We start from the raw sequence: 14,391 nt of genomic DNA on the forward strand, positions 1-14,391 counted from the left end.
CAACTACTCCTTATCAGTGGTCGTGGCGGCGACAGCCTCGGGTGCCTCGGCGGTCTCGGCATCCTGGGCCTCGACGTCGGCGTCAACGCCGGCGAGCGCAGCCAGGTCGTCGAGAGCAGAGGTCTCCTCGGCGGTCACAGGGGCGGAGGCGTCCTCGTCGGCATCGTGCATGGGCTCGATGTCCAGTGCGAGGGAACGGATCTCCTTGACGAGAACCTTGAAGGACTCGGGGATACCCGGAACCGGGACGTTCTCGCCCTTGACGATGGACTCGTAAGTCTTGACGCGGCCCACGGTATCGTCGGACTTGACGGTCAGGATCTCCTGCAGGACGTTGGAAGCACCGTATGCGTACAGTGCCCAAACTTCCATCTCGCCGAAGCGCTGGCCGCCGAACTGAGCCTTGCCGCCCAGCGGTTGCTGGGTAACCAGGCTGTAAGGGCCGGTCGAACGGGCGTGGATCTTGTCGTCAACCATGTGGCCGAGCTTGAGGATGTAGGACGTACCCACGGTAATGGGCTCGCGGAACTCCTCGCCGGTGCGGCCGTCGAACAGGCGGGTCTTGCCGCGCTCGTCAAGCTGGGTGACAAACTCGGGGCGCATGTGATCGCCAAAGGCAGCGGTGGCCTTGTTGAGCATGTTCTTGTTGGCGCGACGGATGACCTCGGCGATCTCGTCCTCCTTGGCGCCGTCGAAGACGGGCGTCGAGACGAAGAACGGACCGGGGACATACTTGTCGGAGTCGGCATCCTCGGTATCCCAACCGCAGGCAGCAGCCCAGCCAAGGTGGCACTCGAGCAGCTGGCCGACGTTCATACGCGAAGGAACGCCCAGCGGGTTGAGGATAACGTCGATCGGGGTACCGTCAGCCATGTAGGGCATGTCCTCGACCGGCAGAACGTTACAGATAACACCCTTGTTGCCGTGGCGGCCGGCGATCTTATCGCCCTGCTGGATCTTACGACGCTGGGCGACGTAGACGCGCACCTGCTCGTTAACGCCGGGGGCCAGGTCGTCGCCGTTCTCGCGGCTAAAGCGGACGACGTCGATGACGCGGCCATAAGCGCCGTGAGGCATCTTAAGGGAGGTGTCGCGAACATCGTGAGCCTTGGCACCGAAGATGGCGCGCAGCAGGCGCTCCTCGGCGGTCAGAGCGCTCTCGCCCTTAGGCGTGACCTTGCCGACCAGGATGTCGCCAGGGCCGACCTCGGCGCCGATGCGGATGATGCCGTCCTCGTCGAGGTTGGCAAGCATGTCCTCGGAGAGGTTCGGGATCTCGCGAGTGATCTCCTCGGGACCGAGCTTGGTGTCGCGGGCGTCGATCTCGTGACGGGTGATATTGATGGTCGTCAGCAGGTCCTCGGCCACCAGGCGCTCAGACACGACGATACCGTCCTCGTAGTTGAAGCCTTCCCACGGCATGTATGCCACGGTGAGGTTCTGGCCCAGTGCGAGCTCGCCATGATCGGTCGAAGGACCGTCGGCCAGAGGCTCGCCCTGCTCAACGGTGTCACCGACGCGCACGAGCGGACGGTGGTTGATGCAGGTGGACTGGTTGGAGCGCTGGTACTTGGCCAGGTGATACTCGTCCATGCCGCCGGCATGCTTGACGATAATCTTGGAGGCGTCGGCATAGATGACCTCGCCGGCGTTCTTGGCCAGGGTGACCTCGCCGGAGTCCAGGGCGGCGCGACGCTCCATGCCGGTACCGACATAGGGAGCGGCAGGGTGAACCAGCGGCACGGCCTGACGCTGCATGTTGGCACCCATCAGCGTACGCTTGGCGTCGTCGTGCTCGAGGAACGGGATCAGCGTGGCTGCGACGGAGAGCATCTGACGCGGCGAGACGTCCATGTAGTCGACGTCCTCGACGGGCACGTCGGCGGGAGCGCCGAAGGAGCCGTCGAAGTCGCGGGTACGGGCGATCACGGTGTGCGGGCGGACAAGCTTGCCCTCGGCATCGGTCGTGATGAACTCGTTGGTCTTGGGATCGAGCGGCGTGTTAGCCGGCGCGATGACGTGCTTCTCTTCCTCGTCAGCGGTCATCCAGTCGATCTGGTCGGTGGCAACGCCGTTCTCGACGCGACGGAACGGAGCCTCGATGAAGCCGTACTCGTTGACGCGGGCGTAGAGGGCGAGCGAGCCGATCAGGCCGATGTTGGGGCCTTCGGGGGTCTCGATCGGGCACATGCGGCTGTAGTGCGAGTTGTGAACGTCGCGGACGGCCGTCGGCACGTTGGTGCGGCGGCTGGAGCCGGACTTGTGGCCGGCAAGACCGCCAGGGCCGAGTGCGGACAGGCGGCGCTTGTGGGTCAGACCGGTCAGGGGGTTCGCCTGGTCCATGAACTGCGAGAGCTGCGAGGAACCGAAGAACTCCTTGATGGAGGCCACGATCGGGCGGATGTTGATGAGCGACTGCGGGGTGATCTCGTCGATGTCCTGGGAGCTCATGCGCTCACGGACGACGCGCTCCATACGGCTCATGCCGATACGGAACTGGTTGGCGACGAGCTCGCCGACGGTGCGGATGCGGCGGTTGCCAAAGTGGTCGATGTCATCGACCTTGAAGCCCTGCTCGCCGGCAGCGAGGGACAGCAGGTAGCGCAGCGTCGCGACGATATCCTCGTCGGTGAGCACCGTGACCTCTTCCTCGGTGGTGAGGTTGAGCTTCTTGTTGACCTTGTAACGACCGACGCGGGCCAGATCGTAGCGCTGCGGGTTGAAGAGCAGGCCCTCGAGCAGGCTGCGGGAAGCGTCCACGGTGGGAGGCTCGCCCGGGCGCAGACGACGGTAGATCTCGATGAGGGCGTCCTCGCGAGTGAGGGCGGTGTCGCGCTCCAGGGTGCGCTTGATCACATCGGAGTTGCCGAGCAGCTCGATGATGTCATCGTTGGTGACGGCGATGCCAAGGGCGCGCAGGAACATCGTGGCGCTCTGCTTGCGCTTACGGTCGATGGAGACCATGAGCTGGTCGCGCTTGTCGACCTCAAACTCGAGCCAGGCACCGCGGGACGGGATGATCTGGGCCTTGTAGATCTGCTTGCCCGAATCCATCTCGGAGCTGTAGTACACACCCGGGGAACGGACGAGCTGCGAGACGACGATACGCTCGGTACCGTTGATGATGAAGGTGCCCTGATCGGTCATCATGGGGAAGTCGCCCATAAAGACGAGCTGCTCCTTGATCTCGCCGGTCTCCTTGTTGGTGAGACGGACGTCGGTCAGAAGCGGGGCCTGATAGGTCATGTCCTTCTCGCGGCACTCCTCGACGGTGTGCGCGGGGTCGCCGAACTGATGCTCGCCGAAGGTAACCTCGAGAACATGGTTCTGGCTCTGGATGGGGCTGGATTCCTTGAACGCCTCACGAAGGCCCTCGTCCTTAAAACGCTCAAAGGATTCCCTTTGAACAGAGATAAGGTTGGGGAGCTCCATGGCCTCCGGGATTTTCCCGAAGCTGACGCGCTTGCGCTCAGTGGCAGTGTATGCGTAGGTCACCAGGTTTTTCCTCCTTCACGGAAATGCTCGGTGGGTTGGCGAGGCATAGCTTCGCCAGTTATCGCAACCTAATAGTTTATCAGGTACCGACCGTTGGGCAAGAAAAGCCTTGACGCGATTGAGTTTTTGGAGTAGCAAAGTTTTTCGACAGAAAACACGCAGGTAGATGTATGTGTATCGAACATCTGTTCATATATTTTCTGTGAACAGAGAGCCGGCAATCGCAGCTCTTATAAAAAACGGGCGCGAACCGAGGTCCGCGCCCGTAAATGTCGATGCCCGAAGGCTTACTTGCGCATCAATCCGCCGCGCTCGTCGATGGCATCCCAGAAGGCATCGGCAAAGCGGGGGTCGCTTGCGGCCATGAGGGCGTTGGTGGCCATCCAGCCAGAGGGAGTGCCGGTGTCGTAGCCCGACAGCGGGTCAATGACGACGGCATACATGGCCTCGCGGTCGAGCGAACGGGCCATGGCGTCGGTGAGCTGGATCTCGCCGCCCTTGCCGGCCTGCTGATCTGCCAGCAGGTCCATGACCAGCGGGCTCAGCAGGTAGCGACCGACGATGTACAGATTGGACGGAGCCGCCTCGGGAGCGGGCTTCTCGACCAGACCGCCGATGCGCCAGACAGCGCCCGGCTCTGCATCGGCAACGTCCTCGGCACCCTCGAGCGAACCGACGCGCTCACCGGCGATAACGCCGTAGCGGCTGACTTCCTCGGGCGAGCAAGCAGCGACGGCGATAACCGAAGCGCCACCGTGCTCCTTGGAAACGGCGAGCATCTTGTCGCAGATGTCGCGGTTAGGCACAACGTAGTCGCCCAGAAGAACCAGGAAGTTCTCCCCTGCCACGGCGTCGGCGGCAGAGCGAATAGCATGGCCGAGGCCCTTGGGCTCGTACTGATAACGGAAGTCGACCGGCATACCGCCAGCGTGGGCGACGGCGTCGGCATAGGCGTTCTTGCCGCGCTCGCGCAGCAGGTTCTCGAGCGAGCGATCGGGCTGGAAGTAGTTCAGTAGCTCGGGCTTACCGGGAGAAGTAACGATGATGGCATCGTCGACCTCCTCGGGATCGAGCGCCTCCTCGACGACGTACTGGATGACGGGCTTGTCGAGCACCGGCAGCATCTCTTTGGGCGTGCACTTGGTGCCAGGCAGAAAACGCGTGCCAAGACCGGCGGCGGGGATGATTGCTTTCATGTTATTCAAAGATCCTTTCGCAGGCGCAAGATGCGCCCTGTGCGTGCGGCACGGCGGCCGCAGACCAAATTGCGATACCCAAGCATCTTACCGCTGGAACTATATGTCGCTACAAGGCAGAGACAATTCTTCAGCAGGTCAACGCAAATTATTGCTCGAATGGTGCAATTTTATTGCCCAACGGCAGGGTGCCCGATACGACGCAAATTACAGAACATGGCAGTTTGAGCAACCGATGTCGAGGGACCGAAAAACAAAAAAGACGGGGCTCGCAATGCGAACCCCGTCTGCAAAGAAATCTGGCGAGAAAGCCTGATTACTTGAGGGTGACAGCAGCGCCAGCAGCCTCGAGCTTCTCCTTGGCAGCCTCGGCGTCCTCCTTCTTGGCACCCTCGAGAACAGCCTTGGGAGCGCCCTCGACGACCTCCTTGGCCTCCTTCAGGCCAAGGTTGGTGAGCTCACGGACGGCCTTGATGACCTGGATCTTGTTGTCGCCGAAGCCCTCGAGCACGACGTCAAACTCGGTCTTCTCCTCGGCCTCAGCAGCGCCAGCAGCGGGAGCGGCGACAACAGCGGCAGGAGCAGCGGCGGAAACGCCGAAGGTGTCCTCGATAGCCTTAACGAGCTCGGAAGCCTCGAGAAGGGTCATTTCCTTAAGAGCATCGATGATCTCATCGGTGGTAAGCTTAGCCATTTCTAAGTCCTTTCGGTTTCCGTGCGAATGCACGGAGATCAGTTAAAACACGGCGCGAATGCGCCAGGGGTGCGGCGTTGCCGCCGCGGGTGAAAACAGCGACTAGGCTGCCTTCTGCTCGGAGACCTGCTGGATCGAACGAGCGAGACCAGAGGAAACGCCGTTGACGCAGACAGCGATGTCGCGAGCGAAACCGGAGATGAGACCGGCGATCTGGCCGAGAAGCTGATCCTTGGTGGGCAGCTCGGCGATAGCCTTAACATCATCAGCGGAAACGGCCTTGCCGTCGGAGATACCGCCCTTGATCTCAAGGACGCCCTTGGACTTAGCGGAGAAGTCCTTAAGGGCCTTAGCGGCCTCGACCGGCTCGGACTCGTAGAACACATAAGCGACGGGGCCGGCGAGAATCTCGTCGAGCTCGGGCTGCTCCTGGTTCTTGAGAGCGATCTTGACCAGGTTGTTCTTGTAGACCTTCATCTCGGCGCCGCACTCGCGAAGCTGATGACGCAGCTCCTGAGCCTGCTTAACCGTCAGACCGTTGTAGTTGACGACGAACAGACCGGCGTTCTCGGCGATACGGGACTCGATCTCTGCAACCTTGTCGATTTTGTACTGCTGGGGCATGAATTACACCTCCTCGAATTCTTTCCGGGCACGGTCCGCCACAAGGACGTGACGGGGGCATGTCCAAAAAGAAAGCCCCCGCGCTGCATGAGCGACGGGGGCGAGAAGACATATCTACTCGACCACCTCGGCTGGCGGGATATCCCATTAAGCTCGCGGGTAAGACCCGTTTGCGCCGGCTGTCTCTGGCAGCGGATTCGTGCGTGAACCGAAAGTATTATGGCGGGGACCCCGGCGTCGGTCAACGGGAAACCGGGCTGCACACAATTCCACCATCCGGCCGCGCCGCCGAAGGCCAGGCGCAAGGTTTTCGCTCGGTCAGGTCCTGGGCTCGCACGAAGAGCACATTAAGTGCTCTTCGGCTCGTGCGGAATCTACGAAAACCTTGCGCCTGGCCTTCGGCGGCGCGGCCTGCGGTGACTTTGGGGCAGCCCGGTTTCCCGTTGGCCGACGCCCCCACTCATAAGCCTTAAGTCGGTGGGCTGATATGTTGCGTCCCTGATGGCTACAAGGTTGAAATGAAGGTGGACAGGCGGCGGAGACCTTCGTCCAGGTCTTTGTCGGAAACGCAGTAGCTGAGGCGGATGTGGCCTTCGGTTCCGAAGCAGTCTCCCGGGACTAGGGCTACGTTTGCTTCTTTGATGGCTTTGATGCAGAAGTCTTCGCTGGTTAGGCCGAACTTTTTGATGCTCGGGAAAGTATAGAAGGCTCCTGCGGGCTCTACTACGTCGAGGCCCATGGCGTTTAAGGCTTCGAGTACGCGCTCGCGGCGGGCTCGGTAGACTTTGAGCATGGGGGTTGGGTCGACGGTGAGGGCTCGGGCTGCAGCGTCCATTTCGAAGGAGACGGCGCTCGATACTAAGTATTGGTGGGCCTTTGCGATCTCGGCGATGACGGGGGTTGCCGCTGCGAGCCAGCCCAGGCGCCAACCGGTCATAGCCCAGGGCTTGGAAAAGCTCTCGATGACCACCGTCTGCTCGCGTAGCTCCGGGTGGCGCTGGGCAAAACGCTCATAGCCATCCACATAGACTAGGCGGCTGTATACGTCGTCGCAGACCACGTAGATGCCCGACTGTTCTGCTACGCGCGCCACGGCGTCGAGCGATGCCGCGTTAAGAATGCAGCCCGTGGGATTGTTGGGCGAGCAGATAACGATGGCCTTGGTCGCCGGGGTCACACAGGCGCGAAGTGCGTTTTCGTCAATCTGGAATTGCGCAGGCTCCGTATCCAAAAAGACCGCTTTGGCGTGGTTGGCCACGACGATGCTCTCGTACAGGCCAAAGGCCGGCGTGGGGATAATGACCTCATCGCCGGGGTTGAGCATAGCAATGAATGTTGCCGACAGTGCCTCGGTCGCGCCGTCGGTCAGGATGACCTCGTCGGCCGAAAACGTAAGGCCCGCATCCCCCATGTAGGCAGACAACGTCTCACGCAGGGCGGGGCGACCGTTGTTGGGCGGATAGTGCGTGTCACCGCGGTCCAGCGCGGCGGTCACCTCGGCGCTAATCACATCGGGCGTGGGAAAATCGGGCTCGCCAAGCGCAAGCGCGATGCACCCCGGATGCTGGGCGGCGAGTGCGTTGATCCGGCGGATACCGGAGGGCTTAAGCGTGGCAAGCGAGGTATTCATGGGCAGACGCATGGCGTTCCTTTCGTAAGGGTTGCACTAGGATAGCGCGGCGGAGCGCCACCAGACGGTGTAACCTAAACGGAAACCAACCGGAAAGGAGGCGGCATGGAGACGACCGCGCGCGGCGATGTACCAAAAACACTGCATAACATCGCGTTTGTCAGTATTCCCGAAAGCACCGATCTTGAGTTTTTGCTTTGGGACCTGCAGGATGCCATCGCCGCCTATGCCCGGCTTTCCGACACCGTACTCCCCCACCCGGTTGACTTGAAGGCGGATGATGCCGGTGCAGTCGATGGCATAGTGCTCGCTGTTGATGATGCATTTGACGATGAGGCTATGATCGCTGTCGAGCAGATACTCGATCGCCTTGGGAATACAGAAACACGCGTCTATGTCGTCGTCCAGGCCCTGTCCAACAACGCCAAGCAGACGGACGAAGTCCTCGACCGCCTGTATCGGGCATGTCTTCTACGTGACCTGCCATGGTGCGACGGCGTTGTCGTCTGCACCGGCACCGGCATCGCAGCGCTTCGCCACTCCCCGCGCATGGGTCTCTTGCGTCGGCCATTTTCGGAAGCGATGGATAAGCTTGTGGGCGCCGTACGCATGGGCTGCTCCATTGAGCATGCGCAGCTGCTTGGCGGTGGCAATGCCGGAGGCGTCGATGCCGACGGCATGGTGCGCGTCAAGCCCGCGCTGCCCGCACCGATCTGGCATGCCATCATGAAACGCCTCGGCACCCGCGCCCAATCAGATATCTAAATTACAGAGCGCCCCAGTCAACGGCCTCGCGCCAGCGCCCAACAAGGCGCTCTAGGCGCCATGCCGCATTGGCGGGACTTGTCGACGGCAGAACGATGGCCGGCAGCCCGGTGCGTTCTTGTAGATAGCGCTTGTAGAGCCGGCCAGCTGTACCACCGTTGCATATCACCTGCTTAATGGGAGCCGCGTCGGTAATGCGCTCGATATGTGCCGGCACAACGTTTTTGATGCTGGCGTCACTCGAACCCTTAATATCGCAGCTCTCGATCACGTCCCACAGGGCCACACCGCCGTTGAGCAGCATGGCCCGCTTGGCGGCAATCGAGGCATCGAGCGTCGCGGGCTCACCGCTTGCCAAAGGATCGCCCTCGTTGGGCGGCACGGGCACACCGAGGCACGCGGCCATCACGCGCCAAAAGCGATTCTGAGGGTTGCCGTAATAAAAGGCATTGGCGCGCGAAAGCACCGAGGGAAACGACCCGAGCACCAAAACGCGCGAGTGCTGGTCGAACACGGGCTCAAACCCATGCTCAATATGTTGATAGCCCTCGTCAGACGCTGCCATGGCCTAGGCCCTCAGCAGATAACGCACCTCGTAGGGTGCAAGCTCAAGGGCACCCGACAGCTCGACCGTGGGCGCATCGTCGGCAAGCAGGTCGACGAAGGAGCCGCTGAGTTCGCCAGCTCCAAAGGTGTAGGGCTCGTTCACGGCATTGACCGCCACGAGCACCGTCGCATCGTCGCAGGCGCGCTCGAACAGCAGCTGCTTGTTCTGGATCACCACGTTGCGATAGGCACCGTAGTTGAGGGCACGGGCTGCCGCGTCGTTTGCCGAGCGCAGGTGCGCCAGCTGCGTGACAAATGCCGTCAGCTCGTTGGGCGCGGGCTCATCGAGCGCAGGACGTAGCGCCCAATCGCCATCGGGGCCGCCCTTTTCGCCGGCAATCCCCCACTCGCTGCCGTAGTAGACGCACGGAATGCCCGGCATACCAAAGAGCATGCCGTAGGCGGGGCGCAGGCAGGACTTGTCCGTCAGGATGCTCGCCAGGCGCGGCACGTCGTGGTTGTCGACAAACGACAGCAGATGCTTGCCGCGATAAATGCACCAGGGGTCGCCGCCAAACTGGCGATGAAGCGAGTGGGCAATCTCGAACATGTTGACCGAGTTAAAGCTGGAGTACAGGCCCTTGTAGCACTCGTAGTTGGTGCAGGAGTCGAGCATCTCGTCGTTGACGATCTGGTTGTAGTCGCCGTGGAGTGTCTCGCCGATCAGCACGAAGTCGGGCTTGAGCTCGCGGGTAAAGGCGTGTAGGCGGCGCATAAAATCGCGATCGAGCATATAGGCGACGTCCAGGCGCAGACCGTCGACGCCAAAGACTTCGGACCAGCGACGCACGGACTCAAGCAGGTAATCGACCACGGCAGGGTTTTGCAGGTTGAGCTTCACAAGCTCAAAATGGCCCTCCCAGCCCTCGTACCAAAAGCCGTCGCCGTAGCACGAGTCACCGTCAAAGCTAATGTGGAACCAGTCCTTGTAGGGCGAGTCCCACTTGCGCTCCTGCACGTCGCGGAAGGCCCAAAAACCGCGGCCGACGTGGTTGAAGACAGCATCGAGCACCACGCGGATGCCATGGGTATGCAGCGTGTCGCATACGGCGGCAAAGTCGGCATCCCCACCCAGGCGGCGGTCGATATGGCGCAGACTGCGCGTATCGTAGCCGTGACTATCAGACTCGAGCGGCGGGTTGATGAGCACGGCGCCAATACCGAGTTTTTGCAGGTAGTCGGCCCACTGGGCGATCTTCATGATGGGGGCATCGGAGTTGGGCGCGTCGTTGGCAGCCTGGGCGAGCTCATCCTCAGCAACGGGCGCGGCGTTTTCGCGCGGAGCTCCGCAAAAGCCCAGCGGATAGACCTGGTAGAACGTCGTCTCGTATGCCCACATAGCAACCTCCCGGTAAGCTCAACACAACGACATCCATTGTATGCCCAGCAGAGTAGTTAATTTGGGACGGGGCTCTTTTAGCCACCCCGACCCTCCTGGGTTGTGATTAGGCGACGGGCTTGGCGCGACGGATGGCTGGGAACAGCACGGTGATGGCGAGGATGACGCCCACGACGGTAATCGCCCCGCCCACGAAGCCAATCCAAGCGATACCGGGACCCGAAACCACGGCACCGCCGATTGCGGTGCCCGTGCCGATGCCCAGATTGAACAGGCCCGAGAAGATCGACATGGCGACGGCCGACGAATCCGCCGGCGTGTACTTGATGAGCTCGGCCTGGAACGCCACGTTAAAGGCCGTGGCGCAGCAGCCCCACAGCGCGCAGACGGCAAGCACTGCCACGAGCGACGATGCGACCGGACCCATAAGCAGCAGAGCCACCGGCACGCCGGAGAGCGTGATAGCCAAGAACGGGAAGCGATGCCCGTCGAACAGGCGGCCAAACAGCCAGCTGCCCACCAGACCGGAGAAGCCAAACGCCGTCAGCGTCATGGTGATGGCGCCCGCGTCGACGTGTGCGACCTGCGCCAGGAAAGGCTCAATGTAGCTGTAGCTTGCGTAATAGCCGGTCGCCATAAAAACCGTGACCGCGTAGAGCGCGACCAGGAACGGATTCTTGAGCAGCTCGGGCAGCTGTTTGACGGTAAAGCGCTCGCCCGCCGGCATGGCCGGGAACACCGCGGCCTGGTAGACGACCGCGATGGCTGAGAGGGCCCCGACCACGGCAAACGTCATGCGCCAGCCCACGGCCAGCCCGATGGCGCGGCCGATCGGCAGGCCAAAGATCTGCGCGATGGACGAGCCCGTGGCGATCATGCTGATGGCGAGCGCTCCGTGGCGACTGTCGACCAGGCGCGAGGCCATAATCGAGGCGACCGACCAGAACACGGCATGCGCGCAGGCGACCACCAGACGTGCGCAAACCAAAATAGGATAGGTGGGAGCCACGGCGGACAGGAACTGGCCCAGCGAGAACACGGCGAGCACGCCGAGCAGCATCCGCTTGAACTCAAAGCGCGAGGCAAACACCATAAGCGGCAGCGACAGCAGCATGACGCCCCAGGCGTAGACCGAGATCATGATGCCTGCTTGGGCCTCCGTGAGCGAGAACGATGCGGCAATATCAGTCAGAAGACCGATGGGCATGAACTCCGACGTGTTGAATACGAACGCGCAACAGGCGAGCCCAATAAGCGGGAGCCACTGCTTGAGTGAGATGCCATCTTGTCTTGCCTGAGTCATGTAGGAAACCTCTCCGATTGTCTTGGGCGGTGGGCGATTATATAGCAACGGCCCCGCATCCGTCAGTACAGATGCGGGGCCGCAATCAACTCAATACACAGAGGTTGCGCCGTCAATAAATAACTAAGCCAAACCCAGCAATATGCCCGCCGAATGCACGACAAACGCCACGATCCAGGCGACCGTCACCTGAAACGCGAACACAGCAACGGCATAGCGCGTGCCCAGCTCGCTCTTGACGGCGCCGATGGACGCCACGCAGGGCGGGTACAGCAGCGTAAAGACCAGGAACACGTAAGCGGTAAACGGCGAAAACATGGTTGACAGCACCGCGGGCGACGTTGCGCCCAAAAGCACCGTGAGCGTCGAGATGACGCTCTCCTTGGCGATGAGTCCCGTGACGAGCGCCGTCGAGGCGCGCCAGTCGCCAAAACCGAGCGGGGTCAACACCGGCGCGATGATGCTACCCAGACCGGCAAGCAGACTCTGCGACTGATCGGCGACCACATTAAAGCGGATATCGAACGTCTGAAGGAACCAGATGACCACGGTAGCGGCAAAGATAATGGTAAAGGCCTTGGTAATAAAGTCCTTGGCCTTATCCCATGCCAGCATCACCGTCGTCTTGACGCTCGGCAGGCGGTAGTTGGGAAGCTCCATGATAAACGGCACCGGGTCGCCCTTAAATGCCGTACGGTTGAGCACCAAAGCCGCAATGCAACCAACCGCAATACCAATCAGATAGAGCGAGACCATGGCGGGAACCGTCGCCTGTGGGAAAAACGCCCCGCACAGCAGACCATAGACCGGCAACTTGGCCGAGCAGCTCATGAACGGCGTGAGCATGACCGTCATCTTGCGGTCATGCTCGGATGGGAGCGTACGGGTCGACATGATAGCCGGCACGGTACAGCCAAAACCGACGAGCATAGGCACGAAGCTGCGGCCCGACAGGCCAAAGCGACGCAGCACCTTATCCATGACAAAGGCCACGCGTGCCATGTATCCGGAGTCTTCCAGAATGGAGAGGAACAAGAAGAGCACGACGATAATCGGAAGGAAGGTCAGCACGCTGCCCACGCCCGTAAGCACGCCGTCGACAGCCAGCGAGCGCACCACGTCGTTGGTTCCGAACGCCTTGAGGCCCGCATCGGCCGAGGCGATGATGACAGCGATGCCGTCCTCCATGAGCCCCTGCAACGCCGCGCCGATCACGCCAAACGTCAGCCAAAAGACGAGGCCCATGATCACCAGGAACGCCGGAATGGCCGTGTAGCGGCCCGTCAGGATGCGGTCGATCTTGACGGAGCGCACGTGCTCGCGGCTCTCGTGCGGTTTGACGACGCAGCGCCCACACACGTCGCCGATAAAGCTAAAGCGCATATCGGCCAGCGCGGACAGGCGGTCGGTGCCGGCCTCGCCCTCCATCTGAGTAATGATGTGCTCGATAGCGTCGAGCTCGTTGCGATCCAGGTGAAGCGCCTCGGTCACCAGCTCGTCGCCCTCAACCAGCTTGGTCGCCGCAAAACGCACGGGAATGTGCGCCGTCGCGGCATGGTCCTCGATAAGGTTGGCGATGCCGTGGATGCAGCGATGCAGCGCACCGCCGTCTGGACCATCGGGTGCGCAAAAGTCCAGGCGACCGGGACGCTCGCGGAACCGCGCCACGTGCAAGGCATGATCCACCAGCTCGCCGATACCCTCGTTGCGGGCAGCGCTAATGGGGACAACGGGCACGCCCAGCAGGCTCTCGAGCAGGTTGACGTCCACGGCGCCGCCGTTGGCCGTCACCTCGTCCATCATGTTGAGCGCGATGACCATGGGGCGGTCGAGCTCCATAAGCTGCAGCGTCAGGTACAGGTTGCGCTCGATGTTGGTGGCGTCAATGATGTCGATGATGGCGTCCGGGCGCTCGTCGAGGATGAACTGACGGCTCACGACTTCTTCGCCTGTGTACGGCGACAGGGAGTAAATGCCGGGCAGGTCGGTAACGCTCGCCTCGGGGTGGTTGCGAATGGTGCCGTCCTTGCGGTCGACCGTCACGCCGGGAAAGTTACCGACGTGCTGGTTGGAGCCCGTAAGCTGGTTGAACAGCGTGGTCTTGCCGCAGTTTTGGTTACCGGCAAGGGCAAAATGCAGCGGCGCGCCCTCGGGCACGGCCGTTTTTGCCGCACGGGGTGAATACGTCCCCTCGCCCAGGGCCGGGTGGTCCGTCGTGCCGATTGCGGCGTTAACGCGCGGGCCGGTATCGGTGTCGTGCACATCCACGAGCTCAATGCGTGCGGCATCGTCCTTGCGCAGCGTCAACTCGTAGCCACGTAGGCGGATCTCGAGCGGGTCACCCATGGGGGCGTACTTCATCATGGTGACTTCGGTGCCCGGCGTTAGACCCATGTCCAAAATATGCTGTCGGAGTGCCTGATCGTCCGATGCCACCGATGCGACAACGGCGTCCTTTCCAATCTCGAGTGTATCGAGCTTCACGTCCGTGCTCCTCCCCCGACGCCCACAGGGCGTTGCATTTAGTTTACCTTGGCTAACCGTTTGCCACGGCTAACCAATTGTAACCATGCATGATAGCGCGAACGCACAACGACGTTCAATCGACAGATTGCTGCAAGGACCGTCCCCAAGTGCCGGCACAAAAGGAACGTCCCCAAGTGCCGCATCTGGGCCATGGCAACGCCGATGTTTTGGCGCGAACAGACACTATGACCCAATCCGAGGGCACTAAAAAGA

Annotated in this window: 10 protein-coding genes; 1 reads left to right on the forward strand and 9 read right to left on the reverse strand. The window is 61.6% G+C overall.

The genetic code is table 11. From position 1 onward, the window contains the following. Positions 1 to 3: 3 nt before the first annotated feature. The 5 genes from rpoB to PGW49_RS02680 all read right to left on the reverse strand — a co-directional run bounded on the left by rpoB (position 4) and on the right by PGW49_RS02680 (position 7,651). Entirely contained in the window at positions 4 to 3,495 is a 3,492-nt protein-coding gene (rpoB, locus tag PGW49_RS02660) for a DNA-directed RNA polymerase subunit beta (protein WP_270225425.1), read from the reverse strand. A 287-nt stretch (positions 3,496 to 3,782) separates the two neighbouring features. After that, entirely contained in the window at positions 3,783 to 4,691 is a 909-nt protein-coding gene (locus PGW49_RS02665; RefSeq protein WP_055250255.1) for a UTP--glucose-1-phosphate uridylyltransferase, read from the reverse strand. Positions 4,692 to 5,007: 316 nt separating this feature from the next. After that, positions 5,008 to 5,385, reverse strand: a complete 378-nt coding sequence (gene rplL, locus PGW49_RS02670; protein ID WP_006235005.1) for a 50S ribosomal protein L7/L12 — start codon at positions 5,383 to 5,385, stop codon at positions 5,008 to 5,010. Between the two features lie 102 nt (positions 5,386 to 5,487). Next, positions 5,488 to 6,009, reverse strand: coding sequence for a 50S ribosomal protein L10 (gene rplJ, locus PGW49_RS02675; protein ID WP_006235004.1), 522 nt, complete (start codon positions 6,007 to 6,009; stop codon positions 5,488 to 5,490). A 505-nt stretch (positions 6,010 to 6,514) separates the two neighbouring features. Then, positions 6,515 to 7,651, reverse strand: coding sequence for a pyridoxal phosphate-dependent aminotransferase (locus PGW49_RS02680; RefSeq protein ID WP_138374766.1), 1,137 nt, complete (start codon positions 7,649 to 7,651; stop codon positions 6,515 to 6,517). A gap of 93 nt (positions 7,652 to 7,744) precedes the next feature. Here PGW49_RS02680 and PGW49_RS02685 point away from each other — a divergent pair, with 93 nt between their 5' ends. Further along, the gene (locus tag PGW49_RS02685) at positions 7,745 to 8,404 is read left to right on the forward strand and encodes a hypothetical protein (RefSeq protein WP_138374765.1); all 660 of its coding nucleotides are present in this window, start codon (positions 7,745 to 7,747) and stop codon (positions 8,402 to 8,404) included. 1 nt (position 8,405) lies between these two features. On the opposite strand, the gene PGW49_RS02690 is transcribed toward PGW49_RS02685, so the two are convergent. The 4 genes from PGW49_RS02690 to feoB all read right to left on the reverse strand — a co-directional run bounded on the left by PGW49_RS02690 (position 8,406) and on the right by feoB (position 14,136). Then, positions 8,406 to 8,969, reverse strand: coding sequence for a uracil-DNA glycosylase family protein (locus PGW49_RS02690; RefSeq protein ID WP_138374764.1), 564 nt, complete (start codon positions 8,967 to 8,969; stop codon positions 8,406 to 8,408). Positions 8,970 to 8,972: 3 nt separating this feature from the next. Continuing rightward, positions 8,973 to 10,349: an alpha-amylase family glycosyl hydrolase gene (locus tag PGW49_RS02695; protein WP_138374763.1), complete on the reverse strand. Its 1,377-nt coding sequence runs from the start codon at positions 10,347 to 10,349 to the stop codon at positions 8,973 to 8,975. 106 nt (positions 10,350 to 10,455) lie between these two features. Beyond that, complete coding sequence (locus tag PGW49_RS02700; RefSeq protein ID WP_148331894.1) at positions 10,456 to 11,652, reverse strand: MFS transporter; 1,197 nt, start codon at positions 11,650 to 11,652, stop codon at positions 10,456 to 10,458. A gap of 123 nt (positions 11,653 to 11,775) precedes the next feature. Then, positions 11,776 to 14,136 carry a ferrous iron transport protein B gene (gene feoB, locus PGW49_RS02705; protein WP_138374761.1) on the reverse strand — a complete coding sequence of 787 codons (2,361 nt, stop codon included), beginning with the start codon at positions 14,134 to 14,136 and terminating at the stop codon, positions 11,776 to 11,778. Between the last annotated feature and the right edge of the window lie 255 nt (positions 14,137 to 14,391).

Origin of the sequence: Collinsella aerofaciens (genome assembly GCF_027679495.1) — a bacterium.
Taxonomy (GTDB): domain Bacteria; phylum Actinomycetota; class Coriobacteriia; order Coriobacteriales; family Coriobacteriaceae; genus Collinsella; species Collinsella aerofaciens_AK.